This window comes from Chitinophaga filiformis (genome assembly GCF_023100805.1).
GTDB classification, from domain to species: Bacteria; Bacteroidota; Bacteroidia; order Chitinophagales; family Chitinophagaceae; genus Chitinophaga; species Chitinophaga filiformis_B.
Map to the genome: position 1 here is coordinate 7,704,161 of NZ_CP095855.1, position 20,981 is coordinate 7,725,141.

A 20,981-nucleotide genomic window follows, 5' to 3' on the forward strand; every position below is an offset into this window, starting at 1 on the left:
TTTTTGAGTTTAATTCACCTACTAGAACCTGAATCTTACGTTAGCACCAAATGTTCTTGTAGAAGGATAGCTACCGCCGATATAACCCTGATAGTTACCGGAGCTGATAGCATCATCAGGATCTGCATAAGGCAGATTTTTGTGGATGATCCAGAGGTTTCTGCCGATCAGGGAGAAGTCGATACCTTTGAAAGGCGCCATACGTTTTGTCAGAGATGCCGGCAGTGAGTAGGTCAATGATACCTCACGCAGTTTCACATAGCTCGCATCGTATACGAATGCTTTATCAGGATTGGATACGTAACCATATGTTCCGTATTCGTTTGCGATCCTTGTAGTGTTAGGTTTACCATCAGCGGTTACGCCAGGTACAATGATACCACCGGATTTGCTATCGCCTGTGAGCGGAGCCCTTGACTCATTACCCAGGTCGTTTTTACCAACTGTTTCAGGCAGGATACCTGTTGCCAGGCCATAGTACATATCCAGGGAGAACAGGTCGCCACCTTTACGTACATCAACCAGGAAGCTCAGGGATACGTCTTTATATTTCAGTGTGTTGGTGATACCGCCGATCCAGTCAGGATTTGCGTTACCGATGATGTTGTTGGAAGTAGGAGAGATCTCATAGTATCCATCAGCGTCAACCAGTTTCTGGCCTTTTTCATTGTATACATAGTCAGTACCGATGATAGTACCATAAGGTTTACCCACAGAAGCATTGACGGTAATGTTACCAGGGAAGCTTGCAAGCTGCAGTGTGCTGATACCAGGTAAGGATTTCACCTTGTTACGGTTACGTGACCAGTTCAGGTTAACGTTCCAGGAGAAGTCTTTGGTCTTAACCGGAGTACCGAAAACTGACAACTCAATACCCTGGTTCTGGATATCGCCGGCGTTGATCACTTTGTAGTCAAAACCAGTTGCAGTAGATACCGGCAGTGGAACGATCTGGTCTACAGTGTTCAATCTGTAGTAAGTCGCGTCAAAACCAAGGCGGTTTTGCAGGAAGGACATTTCCAGACCTGCTTCAAAGCTTTTTGTACGCTCTGATTTCAGGTTAGGATTGTATTTGGTTCCATCAACAGATGCCAAAGGAGTACCGTCGATACCTGTAAGTACCTCGTAGTAGTTTTTGGTGTACAATGCAGGAGCCGGGCTACCTACTTCAGCGTAGTTCACCCTTACTTTACCGCTTGACAGCCATGTAGCCTGTGGCAGCAGTTTAGAGAATACGAAACCTAAGGAAGCTGCCGGATAGTAGTAGCTGTTGTTGCTCTTGGGTAAGGTAGAAGACTGATCTCTTCTTACAGAGAGGTCGAGGAATAATAATTCTTTGTAACCCAGGTTAGCTGAAGCGAATATACCGTCTACTTCTTCAAGTGTAGCGATTTCGGTTGGCGCTTCCATAGGGTTGGCAGTGTTCAGCAGTGCATACAGACGAGGGATCAGCAAACCACCATTTGTTTTAGAAAGGATGGAATTGTTCTTGGTCCTTCTGACGTTACCACCGAGAATACCTTTGAAAGTCAGGTTCTCAGAGATATTCTTATTGAAATTCAGCATCAGGTCGTAGTTATACTCGCTGAAAGTATGTTCATATCTCTGGTACTGAGACACGTCGATTGAACCAATTGCGATCCTTTCCTCCTGCATTTCATTGTAAGTATCCAGCGACACACGGCCCAATACGTTCAACCAGTCGGTCACATTGTAGTTCAGCGCGATGTTGCCGAAGTTACGTGTACGGTGATCGTTTTCATAGTTCTCATATCTTGTCCAGTATGGGTTATCCCAGTATGCGGGAGCAAGGCTGCCAGGATACTGCTGGTTCCAGGTGATGTTCTTCATCTCCTTTTTGTAAGCCGCTTCCTGGTCTTTCACGTCAATGTTGGTTTCCCACCACTGCCTGAAGTTGGTCATCAGGTTCTTGGAATCATAACCAGTACCATAACGGCCCTGGCCTTTGATCAGCGAAGTATTTACTGATGCACTGGCAGTCAGTTTGGAAGTCAGGTTGTAAGAAGAGCTGAAGTTGATCAGGTCTTTACCGATGCGGCTGTTAGGCATGATACCCTGGTCAACGCTCTTGGTGTATCCCAGTTTGAAATTACCTCTATCGCTACCACCATCGATCACAGCACTGTTGCTGGTACCAACGGCAGTTTTGAAGAAGTGAGTAGCATCATTTGCAGCTGCTGTATAAGGCCTTTTTTTACCGTAGTTTGGTGAACCTTCATAGAAGGAATCCCAATGATAAACCATCAGGTTTGGATCGAATTTAGGACCATAAGAAGCATCATCTACGGTATTCACGATCTTGTCAACAGTGCCGTCGCCGTCGATATCTTCTTCAAACCAATAGTCGCCGTAACCAGCACCATAGTCTTTCTGATATTTTACGAAAGTGCTTTTATCTACTTTACCGATGTTAACGCCGCTGTTCACGGTAACGTTCAGACCACGGTTACCTTTTTTGGTAGTGATCATCACAACACCGTTAGAGGCACGTGAACCGTACAACGCGGTAGCAGCTGCACCTTTCAGTACGCTCACAGATGCGATATCATCCGGGTTGATATCTGCAGCAGCGTTACCATAGTCATAACCAGAACGGCCGGTACGCTGATCTTTACTGTTTGTGTTTGAGTTATCTACGGGCACACCATCCACAACGAATAATGCCTGGTTGTTACCAGTCAGTGATTTGGCACCACGCAGTACGATATTGGTGGAACCACCCAGGGTATTGTTTTTGCGGATTTCCAGACCGGATACTTTACCGGACAGGGAAGTTACCACATTCGCATCTCTGGTCCTGTTCAGCTCTTCCGCATTTACGATCTGAGCTGAATAAGGAAGTTCGTTTTTATTTCTTTTAACGTTCAAAGCGGTTACAACAACCTCCTGGAGGTTCTGATCGTCATTCTTTAGTGATATGGTCAGGCTCGCATTTCCACCTACAGCAATATCCTGAGCAACATAGCCCACACTTCTAACAATCAATACCGCATTGCTGCCATTTACATTCAGTTTGAAATTTCCGTCCTGGTCAGAAGTGGTTCCGGTATTTGTCCCTTTGACTTGAATTGTAGCGAATGGTATAGGTAAACCATCTGCTCCGGTGACCTTCCCCGAAACCTGACGTTGTTGAGCATACGTCAGCGTAGCGCTCACCATAAGCACGTTGAAAAAGAGTAACGCTCTTTTCTTCATAAACGATTTAGATTTAATTGACAATAAAAAAATTAGTCCCGAGGCTTGCTAATTGGCATAGCACAGACTATACAAGCCCCTAACTTGCAAAAACCACTTTATGTTTACTATAAATTTTGTTGTTGAAATAACCATCCGGGGTGAAGGCGGCAAGAACCTGGATGGTTGTTTGCAGTACGGAATGACACTCCTCTATCTTACCAACGGAAATGGAATACCGTCGAGCACAGGTTGACATTGTTGTATCTCTTGCAGTAAGACAGGAAAAAGAGATTCCGACCTCTTTCATATTACGATTTAGATTTTGGTTGAGGCCCACAATTTAGAGATTTTTTTTCCTCCCATCCAAGAAAAATTTAACCTTTTTTTAAGAGAGAAAAAAAATAACATATGTACATCTATATTTCCCAAATAAATATCGAATAAAATTTAACATTGTTTCCTTTTCCCTTCCTAAAATGAGTATTGCAGCTGACAATATATGAACCTGGACCTGTTACCTGTTACTTCATCCCAGCCATTTCCAATGCTGCTTACCCCGCCATATACTGTTTGCTGATAGCGTAACCAGTATGTCAGTCCTTTCTTCATTTTCCAGCGTATGCGGCACTGATACTGATGCCCCTCCCCCGACAGGCGGGATACCCCATATTCATACAGCATACCCGATGTAATGGCATACATGCTCTCCGCCTCCCCCGTTACAAACATGGTATATCTTACATATAATTGCAGCGGCCAGCGGGTACACTGGTAAAGCAGCTCCTGGAACAGAAGAAAACCCCGCTGCACGGCACCATCTACCCTGTGCCGGCTCAGCTCCACCCTGTTTTTTACAGTGAAGCCTCCTTTCGCTCCCAGTTTTGCCTGCAGTCGCCAGCTTTGATGGTATACCTGTACAGGCGGCGGCAGGAAGGATACATCATCCTTCCCATCCTGCTGTTTAACGGTGTAATTGTAGCGGAGAAAGATCTCCGTTTGTTTATCAGGTGTATAGCTTACCGTTGCCAGCAGGTCCCTTCCGCCTCCCGGCGCCGATGAACGGTATTGCAGCCAGGGAAAACGGAAGCGGTCTGCATAGGCTTCTATTTTCAGACGAGCATTCACTTTCAGACTGATCCCGGTGTAAATGCCGTTCTCATTGACAGGTTTATAAAACTCACCCCAGGCATCTGCGTAAAGAGATTGGTAGGCCCTGTTATAATTGCGGTAAAGCAACACCATATCAACATCTGCACTAAGGCTGGCCAGTAAACCACTGATGAAAGCTGTTTTCCCATTGCCGCTCATAGCCCCTTCACCAAAGAGATGCAGCCCTTTCCAGCTGGCTTCATAGTCTGCACTGAAGCCTTGCAGTGTCTTACCTTCAAACGCAAAAAGCTGGTAGGGAGCCGTACCTTTCTCTACTGGCCGGGAAAATTGATGTTGTATCACATTAAATCCCGCTTTCCAGTCCCGGCCTGTTACCGTGACGTTGCCGCCTAAAGTAAATTGTTTCAGCGTATGCCGTTTAGCCAGTTCTGCCAGGGAGCGGTGATAGCCGCTATTCTCCGTAATACTGCCATCCAGCATGCGGGAAGAAAGGAATGCCGTGCCCTCCCATTTTCCCTGTGCTAAAGTGACACCAGCACCGCGGTAGAAGTTGTATTCCCCCGCCGAGGCATAGGGCTTTAACAGTTCGCTTTCCCGTTTCACCTGCATGACGGCAGCCCCTTTGCCAAAAGCCAGCGACTGCCAGTTCAGCAAGCCCTGTCCCATGTTCACAGTAAAGTCGCCCAGGGCCAGTGCCCTGATCCATTTATACTGTCTTATAAACACATGTATGTTGTAGCAATCAAACCCCTGGCGCTGGGCGCCCCTGAAGAAGGCTTCTCCTGCATCTTTCTCCATTACAAGTCCCCAGCTCATGTACCGGGGGAAATTATACCGGTACCGCAGCAGCAACCTGTCAGGGCTGCCCAGGTAATGTGCAGCCGTGCTGTCGGTATGCCGATATCCCCTGCTGGTTTCCAGTTGCCGGCCATAGCGGAAAAGCAGGGTATGATCGCCTCTCTTCAAATAGTCTTTCAACGTATACTGCGGCTCCAGTCCACTGCCGGCACGCACATAAGGTAATATGCTCCGGATCAGCGGTTCGTCCCAGCCGGGTACTGCCTGTAGTTCATAAATGCTGAGCAGCTTCCCCATTTGCTGCCGGTATGCCAGGAACTGGCGGATCTGAATGGGAGACAACAGGCCCAGTGATTGCAGGGCTTTCACATCGGCAGTGTTCAGGTCAATTTTCCGGCGTGTATATCCCTGAAGCTGTTGCCAGTGACCATCATCTTCAGGTATATGATCCGCATTTGCTGCGTATCCTTCCAGGCGGCTTTCGGCCACGGCACTCATTTCGGGCTCCGGCTGCTGAGCATAACTGTCTGCGTAAAAGAACAGGAGCAGAAGTAGTATTATTGTTGTCATTAAGCTCCGCTTGCAGTTCCTGTCCAGGTACCTTACCATGAATGATGACATCATTACTTTAGTAGTCACACGATTGCAATGGCAGCGATCATACCGGCTTATGGATGCTGAGGCCCTCGTCACGCTGATGGCCAGGCAATCGCTATTGCAGCTGTAATAGCTCATCGCAGACAACGACATCATCATCGCTTTAACGGTTGCATCAACATGATTTTTCCTATAATGCCAGATTGCAGACAACAACCTCGCTGTCGCGTTAACCAGCACGCAACTGAAGATGTAATGCCCCTTTGATAATATTCTCATTGCCGCCGCTTTAATTGCCATACAATTGCGGTTGCCGGTGTGAGCCCTAATTGCGGATGATGACTCGCGGAAAGCTGTATATACAGCTGCTGCAGTGAAATACCAATAGCCGCACTATTGAGCTGCGGATCAGTACAGATCCCAAGCTGCAGGGACAACTGTTTTATAATACGATACTCACACATCACTTTGGTAAGTGTTGCAGCATCCGTCTCCTGTGTTACAGCTATACTCAATAGAAAGGCAGGCCTTACTTCATATCCCAGGCCGGCACTGTAAATAGCAGGCACCTTATTTTTACCCAGGCTTTGAGCGCTGCCTGCGGTGGGATTAAATACATGTAATCCCATATGCAGCTGTGACGTGAGATGCATGAGGCATCCCAGCTCAAAAACAACAGTAGCCGTTGTGGTGTATTGCGGAATGAACTCCGACAGATAATCCGCCTGCATGCCAATACTGAAGCGGTCTCCCAGGGTTCTGCCATATGACAGGCCTATGACCTGCCGCCTGTAATCAGTGTATCCGGATTGCTGTAAATGCAGTCCAAAACCACCATGCCTGACAGGCACCGCCAATGCGGCATTATGTGTGCTAATGGCCTTTAAAAGGAAACGCCGCTCTGTGATTATCCCTGCAGTCACCACAGGTATATAGGCCAGCGCAGCCTGGTTTTGCAGGGCGGTCAATAAGTGATGGAAGTTCCGGCTATAGGTACCGGCAAAGGGCTGCTTATCGACAGACAGCCAAACAAGTTGTGCGCAGATAACTGCCGTGCACATTGTACAGGCAATGGTCGCAATGATTTTTTTCATTTGCTTAAAATGATTGTGGATTAGTTAGTTTTTCAAGGGGAATGTTACGTGGTGCGGGTCAACGTGTTAACAAACAAAAATCTCCTCACATGTGTGAGGAGACAATATTAGGAAATTAATCTTTATTTAAAAAAACTATATCGTAATGATCAGAACAGACCATATAACTGAGAGTCTATTTTTGATATGATCTCACCCAGATCTTCTTCGCTTTCCGGGAATTTATTCTTGTCGATATCTATGATCAGCAGCGGTCCTTCCGAATATTTTTCTATCCAGTTGTTATAATATTCGTTCAGTCTTTTCAGGTAATCCAGGCGGATATTTTCTTCATATTCCCTTCCTCTTTTCTGGATCTGTGCTACCAGTGTAGGCACAGATGCACGCAGATAGATGAGCAGGTCCGGCGGTTTTACCATGGACTTCAGCGTTTCGAAGAAGTTGAAATAATTATCGAAATCGCGCTTGGTCATCAGTCCCATTTCATACAGGTTGGGCGCAAAGATGTGCGCATCTTCGTAGATGGTACGGTCCTGGATCACGATCTCATTTCCATTCTGGATATCGAGTAGCTGTTTCAGACGCCCGTGCAGGAAGTATACCTGCAGGTTGAACGACCAGCGTGGCATATCTTCATAAAAATCATTGAGGTAAGGATTATGCTCAACATCTTCGAACTGGGGCACCCATTTATAGTGTTTTGACAGCAGCTCAGTCAGTGTGGTTTTTCCGGCGCCAATGTTTCCGGCTATAGCTATGTGTTTGATCTTGCTTTGTTTTGCCATGATAATATCAGGGGTCACCAATCATTCAATTGCAGCCGGCTGGTGGCAGCAAGTAATTAGTAGACAACCTAAAATTTACAAATTATTTGGTTATCAATCGAAAAAACTTGCTACCACTTGCCATGCGGCATTATAACGAGTGATTAATAGTAGTGAATTCCAATGAGTTTCCTCGCTTGTTGCAAAGTTTGTGCCGCACTTTCCCTGGCTTTTTCCGCGCCTTCTTTCATGATACGGTTCAGGTAAGTCGGATCGTTCTGTAAAGCGAATGCTTTCTCCCTGATGGGGGCGATAAAATTCACCATGTCATCTCCCAATTGCTTTTTCATATCTCCGTAACGGATAGTCTGATTATCGTAGGTATCGCGGAAATGCTTGATCACATCCGGGGTGCTTACCTGTTCCATCAGCAGGAAGAGGTTTTCTATTGTTTCCGGCATGGGCGATCCTGGTCCTCCGGTTCCGCTGTCAGTCTTCGCTTTTTTCATTTTTTCCCGGATCAGTTCATCTGAGTCTGAAAGGTACAGCGTAGCCATCTGGTTTTCGCTCTTACTCATTTTACCCTTGCCATCCAAACTCGGTATCTTAACAAGGTTATCTCCAAAGTTGAATGCTACAGGTTCAGGGAACAGCTCACCATAACGGTTGTTGAAACGCTGTGCATAATTGCGTGCCATTTCCAGGTGCTGTTCCTGATCTTTACCTACCGGTACTTTCACAGCACGATGAATGAGTATATCTGCACTCATCAGTACAGGATAAGTCAGCAGCCCTGCGTTCACATTTTCCGGCTGCAGGCGCACTTTATCTTTAAAGGTGGGTACTTTTTCAAGTTCCCCCTTATAAGCCATCATATTGAGTAACAGATACAGTTCTGCGATCTCGGGAACGTCGCTCTGTACGTACAGGGCCACCTTTTCAGGGTCCAGGCCGGACGCAATATTTTCTGCCAGCACGCGGAAAACATTGGCGCGCAGGTCTTTAGGATCAGGATGGGTGGTAAGGGAATGCCAGTCAGCTACAAAAAAATAACAGTTGAATGTTTCCTGCATCCTGATGTAGTTGCGGATAGCGCCAAAATAATTGCCTAAGTGTAAATACCCGGTGGAGCGGATACCGCTCACCACTATTTCTTTTGATGTAGCCATAATGGGGTGCAAAATAAGGAATTTGCCCATTATGGACTATCGACTATTTAAGGTAACTTTAACGCGGACCATGTCCAATATTTATTATTTTTTCATTTAATTTGATTTATGGAAGTGAATGAGATGCTGGTACAGCAACTGGCAGACCTGGCAAGGCTCGAATTCAGCGAACAGGAGAAAAAAGAGATCCAGGGAGATCTTCAGCGGATGATCACCTTTGTGGAGAAACTGAATGAGCTGGACACAACTCACGTAAAACCATTATTACATCTGACGGCGGACAGAAACGTGCTGAGAGAAGATACTGTAGTCCCTTCCATAACCCGGGAAGAAGCTTTAAAGAATGCCCCCGCTGCCAACGAGCAATATTTCAAAGTGCCGAAAGTTATCAAGAAATAGATCAACCTTGTAATGCTATAAATCTATGCGCCCAAATTCCGTCATCCATTTGGAACATATCCGTAAAAGCTACTTCATTGGCAAAAATGAACTACCCGTACTGAAAGGTATTGACCTGGACATTTTTAAAAATGAGTACGTAGCGCTGATGGGCCCTTCAGGCTCCGGCAAATCCACGCTCATGAACATGCTGGGCTGCCTTGATACGCCTACCAGCGGCAGGTATATACTGAGTGGTCATGACGTAAGCAAAATGGAAGATGATGCCCTGGCAAGGGTACGCAACAAGGAGATCGGGTTCGTATTCCAGCAGTTCAACCTGATGCCACGTCTCAGCGCACTGGAAAACGTGGCCGTTCCACTGATCTATGCCGGTATCTCCAAAAAGGAACGGGAAGACAAAGCCCGGTTCATGCTGGAAAGGGTAGGTCTTGGACAGCGTTACAAACATAAACCCAATGAACTTTCCGGTGGTCAGTGTCAGCGTGTGGCCATTGCCCGCGCCCTGGTCAATGATCCGTCCCTGATACTGGCAGATGAACCTACCGGTAACCTGGATACCAAGACCTCTATTGAGATCATGGAAATATTCGGAAAAATACATGCTTCCGGCAATACGGTGGTGCTTGTAACCCATGAGGAGGATATAGCAGCCCATGCCCGCCGCGTAGTGCGCCTTCGTGACGGCCTGATAGAGTCTGACAGGAAGAATGAGGAAGTACTCGAAGACACCGTAAAATCCAATCAGTAAACCGTTCACTGATGTCATTTAAGATCTACACCAAAACAGGCGATCAGGGTAAAACAGCCCTGATCGGAGGTACCAAAGTGCCTAAAAGTGACCTTCGCATAGACGCCTACGGTACAGTAGACGAGCTCAATTCCTACATTGGCCTGGTAAGCGACCACCTGTCTGCCTATGACGATACGGTGACCCTGCTGCGGGAGATCCAGGACCGTCTTTTTACGATCGGCTCTTCCCTGGCCTGCGATCCAGAGAAGGATACCAAAATGCGTATTCCCGACCTCCATGCGGCCGATATTACATTGCTGGAAAATAATATAGATAAGATGAATGAAGTGTTGCCGGAAATGAAGTCATTCATTATTCCCGGTGGCCATGTAACAGTATCTACCTGCCATATTGCGCGCTGTGTATGCCGCAGGGCGGAGCGCCTCTGTGTGGGACTGCAGGAGCAGCAGCAGTTCATTGAACCGCTGGTGCTGCAATATCTGAACCGGCTGAGCGATTATCTGTTTGTACTGGCCCGCTGGGCAGGGCACCAGTTACAGGTGGCGGAAATACCCTGGAAGGCAAGGATGTAAAGTACGTTTTATCCGTGCCTTAACCAGCCTTTGACCAGCCGTTACCCAGCCTTTGTCCCGGACTTGAAGGCTATGACTGCTCCCCTACTATTCCCCCGTCTTTCATTACCAATTGCCTGTCGCTCATCGGAGCAAGCTCTTCGTTGTGGGTAACAATGATAAAGGTCTGCTGGAACTTATCCCGCAATTCAATGAACAGCTGATGCAGTTCCCGGGCATTTTTAGAGTCCAGGTTGCCCGTAGGTTCGTCGGCCATGACAATATCCGGCTGGTTGATCAGGGCCCTGGCTACCGCCACGCGCTGCTGCTCCCCTCCCGATAACTGGTTGGGCTTGTGTTCCAGCCTGTCTGACAGGCCCAGGGTCTCCAGCAGGAAGGCTGCCCTTTCTTTTACCGCCGCTTTGCGGGTACCCGCAATATACCCGGGGATACAGACGTTTTCTAAAGCAGTAAACTCCGGTAAAAGGTGGTGAAACTGAAAGATGAAACCCATATGTTTGTTCCTGAAATCAGCCAATGCGTTCCCTTTCAGCAGTCCCAGGTTAGTGTTATTCAGCCAGATTTCGCCGGAACTGGGGGTATCCAGCGTTCCGAGTATATGCAAAAGCGTACTTTTGCCAGCACCGGAAGACCCTACGATAGTAACGATCTCCCCTTTGGATACAGATATGCTTACACCTTTCAGGACGTGTAAGTTGGAATAATTTTTGGTAAGATTGCGTGCGGTTAGCATACTCAAAGAAAAGTAATTAACCTTTAAAATAGTAATAGTTGTTTATTTCAAATTAAATAATACTTTTGCGAAAATTCAGAAAGTAAAAATTTCGATAACATGTACTGGACCTTAGAATTAGCTTCATACCTGGAGGATGCTCCATGGCCAGCTACGAAAGACGAATTAATAGATTACGCCATCCGCTCCGGTGCACCGATTGAAGTGATAGAGAACCTGCAGGAACTGGAAGACGAGGGGGAAATTTATGAGGGAATAGAAGATATTTGGTCTGATTACCCGTCGCAAGACGACTTTTTCTTCAACGAAGATGAGTATTAGACGGATTATTTTCCATTATTGTTGCCTCAGCAATTCGCCTATGCTTAAAAAGTTTAGCCGTTCCTTTTCTTAGGAGGAACGGCTTTTTTTATATCCTGATCAGTAATATCATACATGATCAGTAGTAGCAGCACGGAGTGAACTGGAATTGTATGCCCCGAAAAGATGTCCTTTTCCTCACTACGCATCTGGAACCCAGGTGTGTTTTCATGTAATTAAATTATGTAGGTATCATTTGCCGCGGATGATTCATTCAACCTGTGTGAAAAACGGTGTTGGTATGTGTTATGCCGGGGCCCCCGGGGTTGTCACCTGCACACGGGGCCCGGGGTTGTCACCTGCACACGGGCCCCCGGGGTTGTCACCCCGGGCTACAAACACGGGACTCCTGACGGAGTCTATTGTCGTTTGTTAATGACGTTTGTTATAAATAGATATACGTGGCAACCGTATATGGGCCGGGGTTGTTCCCGCATATGGCGTCCCCGGTTGTCACCTGTACACGGATCCCGGGGTTGTCACCTGCACACGGGGCCCCGGGGTTGTCACCCCGGGCTACAAACACGGGACTCCTGACGGAGTCTATTGCCGTTTGTTGATGATGTTTGTTATAAATGGATGTACGTGGCACCCGTATATGGGCCGGGTTGTTCCCGCATATGGCGTCCCCGGTTGTCACCTGCACACGGGTCCCGGGGTTGTCACCTGCACACGGGTCCCGGGGTTGCCACCCCGGGCTACAAACACAGGACTCCTGACGGAGTCTATTGCCGTTTGTTGATGACGTTTGTTATAAATGGATATACACGGCGACCGTATATGGGCCGGGTTGTTCCCGCATATGGCGTCCCCGGTTGTCACCTGCACACGGGTCCCGTGGTTGTCACCCCGGGCTATAAACACCGGGACTCCTGACGGCGTCTATTGCCGTTTTGTTGATGACGTTTGGCGCAACCACATCGGTCAGGACCGGATTATAAATAAAGAAGCCGTGAAAAGGAGTATTCCTCTTCACGGCTCTTCAATTATGTTATACGACTTGATTATTTTTCCATCTGCTCAATTACCTCTGCGGATACACCGGTAAATGAGAAACCACCATCATGGAACAGGTTCTGCATAGTTACCATTTTGGTCAGGTCAGAGAACATTGCGATACAATAGTCAGCACACTGTTGTGCGGTAGCGTTACCCAGCGGGCTCATTTTTTCTGCATAGCCAATGAAACCATCGAAACCTTTCACACCGCTACCGGCAGTTGTTTTGGTAGGAGACTGGGAGATGGTGTTCACACGTACTTTCTTCTTGAAACCATAGTGGTAACCGAAGCTGCGTGCTACTGACTCCAGCATGGATTTGGCATCTGCCATTTCGCTGTAGTCAGGGAACACTCTCTGGGCAGCGATGTAAGTCAGCGCTACTACAGAAGCCCATTCATTCAAAGCATCCAGCTGGTATGCAGTCTGCAGTACACGGTGCAGGGACATAGCAGAAATGTCGAATGTTTTGTGAGAGAAATCGTAATCCAGGTCGGTATAAGATCTGCCTTTACGCATATTGATACTCATACCCACAGAGTGCAGTACGAAATCTATTTTGCCGCCAAAATGCTCCATGGATTTAGTGAAAAGGTTTTTCAGATCATCCATATTGGTAACATCAGCGGGTATAACAGGAGCCTTACACAATTCAGCCAGTTTGTTGATCTCTCCCATACGTAATGCTATAGGAGCATTGGTCAGCACAATTTCGGCGCCTTCTTCCACACAACGTAATGCTGTGCTCCAAGCCATAGACTTCTCGTCCAACGCACCAAATATGATACCTTTTTTTCCTTTTAATAAGTTATGAGCCATTGGGTTCAAAAATTAATTTCGGCAAAAATAGCTGTTATAGTTGAAAAAAAAAGATTAATTGAAAAGCGATCAATTGATTAGCTATTTCACCAGCTCCCTTGCATTTTCCAGCGCCGCTGCCGTAGGCTTCTCCCCGCTCAGCATCTGGGCAATTTTATTGATGCGCTCTTCCCTTGTCAGCAGCCTCACATTGGTAGTTACCTTACCATCACGGGCGTCCTTGAACACAAAGTAGTGGGCGTCTGCCTTGCCGGCAATCTGCGGCTGGTGGGTGATGCAGATGATCTGGTGACCGCGGGCCATATCTTCCATGATAAAACTGACCTGACGGGCCGCTTCCCCGGAGATACCAGTATCAATTTCGTCGAATATCAGGGTTGGCAGGGCTACTGACCGGGCTACCAGCGATTTGATGCATAACATCAACCTGCTCAGCTCACCACCGGAGGCCACCTTCCTGATTGGCGCGAATTGTCCGCTTTTATTGGCGTCGAAGAGGAATTCGATAGTGTCCTGTCCGTAAGGGTTCAGCCCTCCCTGTGCAATGGAGGCCTTCAGGCGGGCATTCGGCATACCTACCTGTGCCAGCAGGGCGTTCACCTTTTCTTCAAAAGGCCCCGCAGCTGCCACACGTGCAGCCGTGATCGTATCAGCCTGCTGCTGCAGGTCGGCCCGCAATACTTCCAGTTCAGCTTCCAGGGCTGCCAGCTTTTCATCCATGTTCAGTGCACCTTCCACGCTATTGGTCAGCTTCTCCTGGATCTGTAACAGTTCTGCCGTTGTCTGCACACCATGCTTTTTCAGCAGTTTATAGCCTGTTGACAGCCTTTCGTTCACCAACTCTATACGGGCACCATCAAACTGCACCTGATCGTTCATATGGCCTATTTCTGACGAAATATCCTGTAGTTCCACATAGGCCGACTGCAGCCTTTGCGCTACCGCCGGAGCGTCTTTATGGAAAGCTGCCAGGGCCTGTATGGAAGACTGTATCTGTTTCAGTTGCTGAAGGATGGGTTGTTCATCTTCATTCAGCTGGAAATATACACGGCTCAGCGTGTTACGGATCTCTTCCGCATGGCTTAATACCTTCAGTTCTGCGTCCAGCTCTTCGATCTCGTTAGATGCGAATGCCGCATCCGACAGCTCATCGAGCAGGAACTTATTATAGTCCAGCTCCTTATTGGCGCTGTCCCGCTGGTCTTTCAGCTGCTTCAGCTGTCGCTGTACCTGTGAATAGCGCTGGAACTGCTGCTGGTATTGTTGCATTACCGCAGGCTGGTTTACCAGCGCATCGAGTACTTCGCGCTGGAAATCGGACTTTTCCAGTTCCAGCGTATCAAACTGCTGATGGAGGTCTACCAGGTACTGGCTTAACTCTGTAAGCTGGTTCAGATTAACAGGTGTATCATTGACAAATGCACGCGACTTCCCGGCAGCACTGATCTCCCTGCGGATGATCAGCTGATCTTCCATATCCAGCTCGTACTGCTGAAAGAAAGCCGCCACCTGCGATTTTTTAACTTTAAATGCACCCTCTATCACACACTTTGCTTCTTTGTCAAGCAGCATTCCAGGGTCAGCACGCTCTCCCAATATTAATGACAATGCACCCAGCACGATCGACTTACCGGCCCCTGTTTCCCCCGTAATTACATTCAGGTTACCGGAGAAATCCACCTCCAGGTGGTCAATGATCGCGTAATTCTTGATAGTTAGTTTCTGTAGCATAAGGAGTATTGGAAATACGAATATATCACATTGGATTATTCCGCAAATTAATACACATATTACGAACTGTATTTGCGTAGTGACAGGCTCAACCACCATTTAAACGTTGCAAGCCTGCCTTCGCCCGCTGATCGAGTGAATTTTTATAGTCGTGTCCTTTCATATCCAGACAGGCCTGGTAGCATTTCTGCGCCTTCGTCTTATCATTCCTTTTCTCGTAGATATATCCCATCTGTAAAGAAGCTCTCGCCGCAAAGTATTCCGGCCTGTTGGCTCCCGTTCTCACCGTTACCTCATACATGATAATGGCATTGTCGTCCTGGCCCATTTCATCATAGATACGCCCCAGGCGGTAAGCATATTCCAGCTTTTCTTCCATTGACCCGAAATCAGCTGCCTTCTTCGTTTGCAACAATTTCAGCGCATCCTGGAAATAACCGCCATCGCTCAGCAAACGGGCCTTTAGTAAAAGTGCATTCGGCCATTTACCGCTTTTGGCGTCTTTTAATGCCTGCTTGTCTGCATCGGTTTCCGTATTTCCCCTGCTGAGGATCATGTTACGGTATTTATTGGCGGCATCCATATTACCATGCAGGTAATAATACCAGCTAAGGCGTTGCAGCCCTTCCTTGAGGTAAAACTTTCCTTTAAACCGGTCAACGAATTTCAGCAGATAGACATTGGCATCTTCATCCTGCCGGCACAGTTTCAATTGTCCCAGCAGGTAATATACATACGGGATCTCTTCATACTGTACACTGTCATTGCGCTCTGTCAGCACTTTAATACCCAATGAGGCCTTCTGGTTATTCATCGCAATATTGGCCACCATCAGGGCAAAGAGGTAGTTATTCTTCGTATCCAGCTTATACTTCTGGATAAACCCCCATACGTCTTCCGGCTTGTTCTCTATGAACAATTTCAGGTAGCAGTAATAATAACAGGCTTCCTCTCTGAATAACCTGGCCACTTCCGTATTACTGTCTATCACCTGCTGCACCAGCTGCATACCTTCACGGATGCTTCCTTTCATGCCAAGTGTATTGGATATCCAGCGGAAACCTTCAGGAATGGTACCAAAAACAGTTTGCATAGATCCCGCCAGCATGTTGTTGGGCAGGAACTGGGGAAATTTCTTCTGGTTGTCTTTTAACAACAGGTATGCCTTACGGATGTCCCATACGGCATCCCAGCGTTCACTAAACTTTACACGGATCATTCCCCACTGGAAACGGATCGCTGCCTGGGTGTAGAGATAATAAGGTGAGTTGGAAGGCCCTTCTTCCATGCGTGCAAGCCGTTCGGCCCTCAGAGGCTTTCTCTGCGCATACAATGCCGGGTCTTCATTAAAGAAGAGCGTAAAGAAATCTGTATAATTTTCCAGGAAATACGGGATGAGGTTGTCGGGGTTCGCCTTTTTCTCCTCTTCCAACAGGGCAGTTCCGGCGTCGAGGCGCAGCTGCATGATAGCGTCATAGGCTTGCTGACAACGGATATTGAAGTCGAAAACCTTTTGCCGTGCTGTTACCGAAAACGAAATACTTAAAATGAATGCCAGCAGGAATGATGTGCGCATGAAACAAAGATATCTGATTATTAACTCCGGGCCTATCTAACCAAATTCCAAACCAAATTTTAACACTTCCTTTCCGGCCTGAATGTAAAAGTCCCGGCATAAAGCCGGGACTTTGCTATATTATTTAAATGAGGTATATCGCACTATTAGATAGTCACGGTTGCGTCCAGGTCATTATCAACCAGGATACGGCCACAATGCTCGCAAACGATGATCTTCTTACGCTGACGGATCTCAGCCTGGCGTTGAGGAGGAATAGCGTTGAAACAACCCCCACAGGAATCGCGGGAGATGGTCACCACAGCCAGACCATTGCGGTAGTTGGTGCGGATCTTCTCGTAAGCTGCCAGTAAACGGGCTTCTACTTTGGTGCGGGCTTCGTCGCTCTGCTTGCGGAAAGCTTTCTCTTCTTTCTCGGTCTCAGCGATGATCTTTTCCAGCTCACCTTTCTTGTGCTTCAGGTTAGCCTCCTTGTCAGCGATCAGTCTCTTGGCGCTATCCAGGTTACGGCTCTTGTCCTTCACCTCTTCGTTCGCATCTTTAATATGCTTCTCAGCCAGTTTGATCTCCAGCGACTGCATTTCGATCTCTTTGGTGATAGCTTCGAACTCACGATTATTCTTAACGTTATCCTGTTGCTTCTCGTATTTCTTCATCAGGGCCTCTGACTCTTTAATCGCCGCCTTCTTGTTGGCAATAAAGTCCTGGATGCCACGGATTTCGTCCTCTACATGAGACAAACGGGTGTTCAGCCCTTCGATCTCATCTTCCAGATCCTTTACTTCCATTGGCAACTCTCCCTTCAACACCTGGATCTCATCCAGTCTGGAGTCCATCTTCTGTAGCCTAAGTACAGACGCCAATTTTTCTTCTACGGAGTATTCTTTTACAGTAGCCATGTATGTTTTTATAAGTAATTTACCGGATTTGTACGAATTGTAGATTTAAGAGGCGCAAAATTAGGGAATTTTTCGGTCAATATATGATAAAATAATTCAACCGTAAACTGCTCGCTCTCGAAATGTCCTACATCCGCTATAACTATTTGATTTTCAGCATCGAAAAATTCATGGTATTTAAAGTCGGCTGAAATATAGGCATCTGCCCCTGCTGATATTGCCTTTTTCAGGAGAAAACTGCCCGCTCCCCCGCAAAGAGCCACTTTTTTAACGGGCCTTCCCCTCAGTGGCGTATACCTCACACATCCCGTGTCGAACTGCTGTTTCACCCAGCGCAGGAAAGTTTCCTCGTCCATCGGCTCTTTCAGGTATCCGACCAGCCCCGAGCCTACCTCTCCATATGCATTTTCCAGCTTCACGATATCGTAGGCCACTTCTTCATACGGATGACTGTCATGTAATGCCTTTATCACATATTGTTCCAAATATACAGGAAATATCACCTCTACCTTTGTTTCCGCTTCGTAGTGACGTTCTCCCACCTTGCCCACATAGGGATTGGTGCCTTCTCCTCCCCTGAAAGTCCCTGTACCTTCTCCATTGTAACTACACTCGCTGTAAGCGCCAATATGTCCGGCACCGGCTGCAAAGAGGGCAGTGCGTACCTTTTCGGCATCTGCCTGTGGCACAAATGTATAAAGCTTGCGCAGCAACTCTCTCTTGGGCGATAATACACTGCAATGCTGCAAGGCCAGCTTCCGCGCCATCATCTCACAGACCCCGTTCCTTACATTATCGAGGTTGGTATGGGCGGCATAAACAGCGATGTCATTTTTGATGGCTTTAATAGCCACCCTTTCCACATAGTTATTACCATTGATCTTTTTCAGTCCGCCGAAGACAATGGGATGATGGGCCACCACCAGGTTACATTTCCTGGCAATCGCCTCGTCTATTACGGCTTCGGTAGCATCCAGCGTCAGCAACACACCGGTAAGCTCCCAATCGGGGCTGCCAAAGAGCAGTCCGGCGTTGTCATAACTTTCCTGGTATTGTAATGGCGCGAATGCCGCTATAGTATTGGTTATATTCCTGATCTTCATATCGACGGTAATTTACCCCTACTTTTGCACAAAATCAAAAGCATGGCACAGACCTCATCTACAGTAAGCCAATACGAAGCCTATAAGGGAAAGATGCAACAGATCGCAGATATCCGGAATGCGATTGCCGTACTTAGCTGGGACCAGGAAACCTACCTGCCGGAGAAAGGAGCCGCCTTCCGCGGGCAACAGATCACAACCCTCAGCTCCCTTGCGCATGAATTGTTCACTTCCCCGCAGCTGGGAGACCTGCTGGAAACTCTTGACAAGGAAAAACAAACACTGGATACCGTAGCCGCAAAGAACATTACTTTGTCGCTGGAAGATTACCAGAAGAATAAAAAATACCCTGCCAGCTTTGTGGCAGAAATGTCGCAAACCACCAATGAATGTTATCATGCCTGGATCAATGCCCGGAAAGAAGGCAACTATGCTGTTTTTCAGCCGGTGTTGAACAGGATGGTGGAACTGAAACGACGGGAAGCCGACATCCTGGGTTATGAAGGCCATCCTTACAATGCCCTGCTCAACGAGTACGAGAAGGGGGCTACCACTTCCATGCTGGATAAGATATTCAGCGATGTTAAAACAGCGCTGACTCCTTTGCTGCGTAGTATTGAACAAAGGCCACAGGTGAAGAAGGACTTCCTGCACCTTCATTATGACAGGAACCGTCAGTGGGAATTCGGCATACAATTGCTGAAAGCCATGGGCTACGATATGGCGGCGGGACGGCAGGACGTGTCAGAACATCCGTTCACGACCAGCTTCAGTCCCCAGGACGTAAGGGTGACCACCCGTATCGATGAAAATGACTTCGGGAATATGACCTGGAGCTGTATTCATGAAGGAGGCCATGCCCTGTATGAACAGGGACTTGATACAGCCGCTTACGGATTACCGGCCGGTGAGGCGGCCAGCCTGGGCATCCATGAATCACAATCCAGGTTATGGGAGAATAATGTGGGCCGCAGCCTGGTATTCTGGCAGCATCATTACCCGCAGTTGCAGCAGTTATTCCCTGATAACCTGGGCAATGTAAGCCTGGAGGATTTTTACAGGGCCATTAACCTGGTACAGCCATCCCTTATCCGTACGGAAGCTGATGAACTGACCTATCATTTCCATGTGATGGTGAGATACGAAATTGAGAAAGGATTACTGGATGGAACCTACCAGACGAAAGACCTTCGTGAAATCTGGAATTCCTACTATAAGGAATTCTTGCATGTAACGGTTCCTAACGACACCCAGGGTGTTTTACAGGATATCCACTGGTCGCATGGCAGCTTCGGTTATTTTCCCACCTATTCCCTCGGCAGTTTTTATGCAGCACAGTTCTTTACGACTGCACAACAGCAGATCCCCGGACTGACCGGGCAGATCGCCGGCGGTAAATACGATGCCCTGCTCAACTGGTTACGCCAGCAGGTGCACCGGCATGGCCGCTACTATACTTCGAATGAACTGTGTGAGAAAATAACCGGTGAGCCCTTGAATTTCAAATACTTCCTGGAGTATGCCACCCAAAAGTTCGGTGACATCTACGGCCTATAACTTGTCATATACACCCTGTTTCCGCCACACTTCCCTGCCATCCCTGTAAAGAATAAAAGTAGGCAGGGAAGTGGCGTTTATAGCCTGCATCACCTCACGGTCACGCCCTCCGTCCACCTTCAGCAGGCGTACTTTCCTGTTTTCTTTCAGATATGCCTGTATAACAGGCTCCATTTTCCGGCAGGGAGGGCACCATTCAGCGCCCACATCTACCAGCACCTCACCGGTGGCTATGGCGTTGTGGAAAGTATCTACGCTCATCTGCTGCTGGTCTGCCGCACCTTCCACAGGCAATCCGGCCTGCTTCCAGGCATTGATCCCTCCTTTGAGCTCAATGACCTCCCTGAAACCATTTTCCCGCATCCACTTTGCCGCTGCGGCGCTTCTCCCGCCGCTTAAACAATACACGTATATAGTTTGTTGTTTGTCAAGGTACTTTACCCGTTCGAGGAACTCTGGTTTTTTCGTATAATCAGCCTGCAATGCATGATGCAAATGACCGGTATTAAATTCTCCGGCTGTCCTTACATCAAATACCTGTGCATCTTTTTTTTCTATAGACTGCTGAAATACAGGCACATCGACCTGCTGCCCGCTTACACTACTCACTACTGAAATAAGTAAACCTACCAGGGCCACGTATGTATAATATTTATAAATCATATTTTTGCTATATATTGTTGAGCTTGTGCATCCGTAATTGTTCGTTAAGTGCTGAGTTGGAATAACTTGTGTTACTGGGACAGCCCC

The 20,981-nt window shown here is 47.5% G+C and carries 18 protein-coding genes; 6 read left to right on the forward strand and 12 right to left on the reverse strand.

What is annotated here, in order from left to right:
- Positions 1-21: 21 nt before the first annotated feature.
- Positions 22-3,216 (reverse strand): SusC/RagA family TonB-linked outer membrane protein, encoded by a 3,195-nt coding sequence (locus tag MYF79_RS30095; protein WP_247811549.1) that lies wholly within the window; start codon positions 3,214-3,216, stop codon positions 22-24.
- A 100-nt stretch (positions 3,217-3,316) separates the two neighbouring features.
- Between MYF79_RS30095 and MYF79_RS32450 the strand changes: the two genes are divergently transcribed.
- Positions 3,317-3,451 (forward strand): hypothetical protein, encoded by a 135-nt coding sequence (locus MYF79_RS32450; protein WP_262922354.1) that lies wholly within the window; start codon positions 3,317-3,319, stop codon positions 3,449-3,451.
- A 218-nt stretch (positions 3,452-3,669) separates the two neighbouring features.
- Here the strand turns inward: MYF79_RS32450 and MYF79_RS30100 are convergent, their stop codons facing one another.
- The 4 genes from MYF79_RS30100 to trpS all read right to left on the reverse strand — a co-directional run bounded on the left by MYF79_RS30100 (position 3,670) and on the right by trpS (position 8,730).
- The gene (locus tag MYF79_RS30100) at positions 3,670-5,982 is read right to left on the reverse strand and encodes a ComEA family DNA-binding protein (RefSeq protein WP_247811550.1); all 2,313 of its coding nucleotides are present in this window, start codon (positions 5,980-5,982) and stop codon (positions 3,670-3,672) included.
- Positions 5,979-6,797 (reverse strand): hypothetical protein, encoded by an 819-nt coding sequence (locus MYF79_RS30105; protein WP_247811551.1) that lies wholly within the window; start codon positions 6,795-6,797, stop codon positions 5,979-5,981. The genes MYF79_RS30100 and MYF79_RS30105 overlap by 4 nt, the downstream gene beginning before the upstream one ends.
- Before the next feature lie 149 nt (positions 6,798-6,946).
- Positions 6,947-7,582, reverse strand: a complete 636-nt coding sequence (locus MYF79_RS30110) for a deoxynucleoside kinase (protein WP_199653203.1) — start codon at positions 7,580-7,582, stop codon at positions 6,947-6,949.
- A 143-nt stretch (positions 7,583-7,725) separates the two neighbouring features.
- Positions 7,726-8,730 carry a tryptophan--tRNA ligase gene (gene trpS, locus MYF79_RS30115; RefSeq protein ID WP_247811552.1) on the reverse strand — a complete coding sequence of 335 codons (1,005 nt, stop codon included), beginning with the start codon at positions 8,728-8,730 and terminating at the stop codon, positions 7,726-7,728.
- 108 nt (positions 8,731-8,838) lie between these two features.
- On the opposite strand from trpS, the gene gatC reads away from it, so the two are divergent.
- The 3 genes from gatC to MYF79_RS30130 are packed head-to-tail and all read left to right on the forward strand — an operon-like array spanning position 8,839 to position 10,455.
- Entirely contained in the window at positions 8,839-9,129 is a 291-nt protein-coding gene (gatC, locus tag MYF79_RS30120; protein ID WP_199653205.1) for an Asp-tRNA(Asn)/Glu-tRNA(Gln) amidotransferase subunit GatC, read from the forward strand.
- A gap of 25 nt (positions 9,130-9,154) precedes the next feature.
- Complete coding sequence (locus tag MYF79_RS30125) at positions 9,155-9,880, forward strand: ABC transporter ATP-binding protein (RefSeq protein WP_247811553.1); 726 nt, start codon at positions 9,155-9,157, stop codon at positions 9,878-9,880.
- 11 nt (positions 9,881-9,891) lie between these two features.
- A complete protein-coding gene (locus MYF79_RS30130) occupies positions 9,892-10,455 on the forward strand; it encodes a cob(I)yrinic acid a,c-diamide adenosyltransferase (protein ID WP_247811554.1) in 564 nt (187 codons plus the stop codon).
- A 70-nt stretch (positions 10,456-10,525) separates the two neighbouring features.
- Here the strand turns inward: MYF79_RS30130 and MYF79_RS30135 are convergent, their stop codons facing one another.
- Positions 10,526-11,188 carry an ABC transporter ATP-binding protein gene (locus MYF79_RS30135; protein ID WP_247815101.1) on the reverse strand — a complete coding sequence of 221 codons (663 nt, stop codon included), beginning with the start codon at positions 11,186-11,188 and terminating at the stop codon, positions 10,526-10,528.
- A gap of 99 nt (positions 11,189-11,287) precedes the next feature.
- On the opposite strand from MYF79_RS30135, the gene MYF79_RS30140 reads away from it, so the two are divergent.
- Complete coding sequence (locus MYF79_RS30140) at positions 11,288-11,509, forward strand: DUF2795 domain-containing protein (RefSeq protein ID WP_012794455.1); 222 nt, start codon at positions 11,288-11,290, stop codon at positions 11,507-11,509.
- Between the two features lie 1,043 nt (positions 11,510-12,552).
- Here MYF79_RS30140 and MYF79_RS30145 read toward each other — a convergent pair.
- The 5 genes from MYF79_RS30145 to MYF79_RS30165 form a co-directional block, all read right to left on the reverse strand.
- Positions 12,553-13,365, reverse strand: a complete 813-nt coding sequence (locus MYF79_RS30145; RefSeq protein ID WP_199653208.1) for an enoyl-ACP reductase — start codon at positions 13,363-13,365, stop codon at positions 12,553-12,555.
- 81 nt (positions 13,366-13,446) lie between these two features.
- Positions 13,447-15,096, reverse strand: a complete 1,650-nt coding sequence (gene recN, locus MYF79_RS30150) for a DNA repair protein RecN (RefSeq protein WP_247811555.1) — start codon at positions 15,094-15,096, stop codon at positions 13,447-13,449.
- Positions 15,097-15,184: 88 nt separating this feature from the next.
- Positions 15,185-16,672: a tetratricopeptide repeat protein gene (locus tag MYF79_RS30155; RefSeq protein ID WP_247811556.1), complete on the reverse strand. Its 1,488-nt coding sequence runs from the start codon at positions 16,670-16,672 to the stop codon at positions 15,185-15,187.
- Between the two features lie 146 nt (positions 16,673-16,818).
- Positions 16,819-17,571 carry a zinc ribbon domain-containing protein gene (locus MYF79_RS30160; protein ID WP_247811557.1) on the reverse strand — a complete coding sequence of 251 codons (753 nt, stop codon included), beginning with the start codon at positions 17,569-17,571 and terminating at the stop codon, positions 16,819-16,821.
- Between the two features lie 8 nt (positions 17,572-17,579).
- Positions 17,580-18,674 carry a Nif3-like dinuclear metal center hexameric protein gene (locus tag MYF79_RS30165; RefSeq protein WP_247811558.1) on the reverse strand — a complete coding sequence of 365 codons (1,095 nt, stop codon included), beginning with the start codon at positions 18,672-18,674 and terminating at the stop codon, positions 17,580-17,582.
- 42 nt (positions 18,675-18,716) lie between these two features.
- Between MYF79_RS30165 and MYF79_RS30170 the strand changes: the two genes are divergently transcribed.
- Entirely contained in the window at positions 18,717-20,231 is a 1,515-nt protein-coding gene (locus MYF79_RS30170; RefSeq protein WP_247811559.1) for a carboxypeptidase M32, read from the forward strand.
- Here the strand turns inward: MYF79_RS30170 and MYF79_RS30175 are convergent.
- Positions 20,226-20,894: a rhodanese-like domain-containing protein gene (locus MYF79_RS30175; protein WP_247811560.1), complete on the reverse strand. Its 669-nt coding sequence runs from the start codon at positions 20,892-20,894 to the stop codon at positions 20,226-20,228. The genes MYF79_RS30170 and MYF79_RS30175 overlap by 6 nt on opposite strands.
- Positions 20,895-20,981 lie beyond the last annotated feature (87 nt).

What these genes read in the sequence shown, in the direction of transcription:
- MYF79_RS30095 (WP_247811549.1), bottom strand. Translation starts at nt 3,216, where the DNA reads ATGAAGAAAAGAGCGTTACTCTTTTTCAACGTGCTTATGGTGAGCGCT.
- MYF79_RS32450 (WP_262922354.1), top strand. Translation starts at nt 3,317, where the DNA reads ATGTTTACTATAAATTTTGTTGTTGAAATAACCATCCGGGGTGAAGGC.
- MYF79_RS30100 (WP_247811550.1), bottom strand. Translation starts at nt 5,982, where the DNA reads ATGAGAATATTATCAAAGGGGCATTACATCTTCAGTTGCGTGCTGGTT.
- MYF79_RS30105 (WP_247811551.1), bottom strand. Translation starts at nt 6,797, where the DNA reads ATGAAAAAAATCATTGCGACCATTGCCTGTACAATGTGCACGGCAGTT.
- MYF79_RS30110 (WP_199653203.1), bottom strand. Translation starts at nt 7,582, where the DNA reads ATGGCAAAACAAAGCAAGATCAAACACATAGCTATAGCCGGAAACATT.
- trpS (WP_247811552.1), bottom strand. Translation starts at nt 8,730, where the DNA reads ATGGCTACATCAAAAGAAATAGTGGTGAGCGGTATCCGCTCCACCGGG.
- gatC (WP_199653205.1), top strand. Translation starts at nt 8,839, where the DNA reads ATGGAAGTGAATGAGATGCTGGTACAGCAACTGGCAGACCTGGCAAGG.
- MYF79_RS30125 (WP_247811553.1), top strand. Translation starts at nt 9,155, where the DNA reads ATGCGCCCAAATTCCGTCATCCATTTGGAACATATCCGTAAAAGCTAC.
- MYF79_RS30130 (WP_247811554.1), top strand. Translation starts at nt 9,892, where the DNA reads ATGTCATTTAAGATCTACACCAAAACAGGCGATCAGGGTAAAACAGCC.
- MYF79_RS30135 (WP_247815101.1), bottom strand. Translation starts at nt 11,188, where the DNA reads ATGCTAACCGCACGCAATCTTACCAAAAATTATTCCAACTTACACGTC.
- MYF79_RS30140 (WP_012794455.1), top strand. Translation starts at nt 11,288, where the DNA reads ATGTACTGGACCTTAGAATTAGCTTCATACCTGGAGGATGCTCCATGG.
- MYF79_RS30145 (WP_199653208.1), bottom strand. Translation starts at nt 13,365, where the DNA reads ATGGCTCATAACTTATTAAAAGGAAAAAAAGGTATCATATTTGGTGCG.
- recN (WP_247811555.1), bottom strand. Translation starts at nt 15,096, where the DNA reads ATGCTACAGAAACTAACTATCAAGAATTACGCGATCATTGACCACCTG.
- MYF79_RS30155 (WP_247811556.1), bottom strand. Translation starts at nt 16,672, where the DNA reads ATGCGCACATCATTCCTGCTGGCATTCATTTTAAGTATTTCGTTTTCG.
- MYF79_RS30160 (WP_247811557.1), bottom strand. Translation starts at nt 17,571, where the DNA reads ATGGCTACTGTAAAAGAATACTCCGTAGAAGAAAAATTGGCGTCTGTA.
- MYF79_RS30165 (WP_247811558.1), bottom strand. Translation starts at nt 18,674, where the DNA reads ATGAAGATCAGGAATATAACCAATACTATAGCGGCATTCGCGCCATTA.
- MYF79_RS30170 (WP_247811559.1), top strand. Translation starts at nt 18,717, where the DNA reads ATGGCACAGACCTCATCTACAGTAAGCCAATACGAAGCCTATAAGGGA.
- MYF79_RS30175 (WP_247811560.1), bottom strand. Translation starts at nt 20,894, where the DNA reads ATGATTTATAAATATTATACATACGTGGCCCTGGTAGGTTTACTTATT.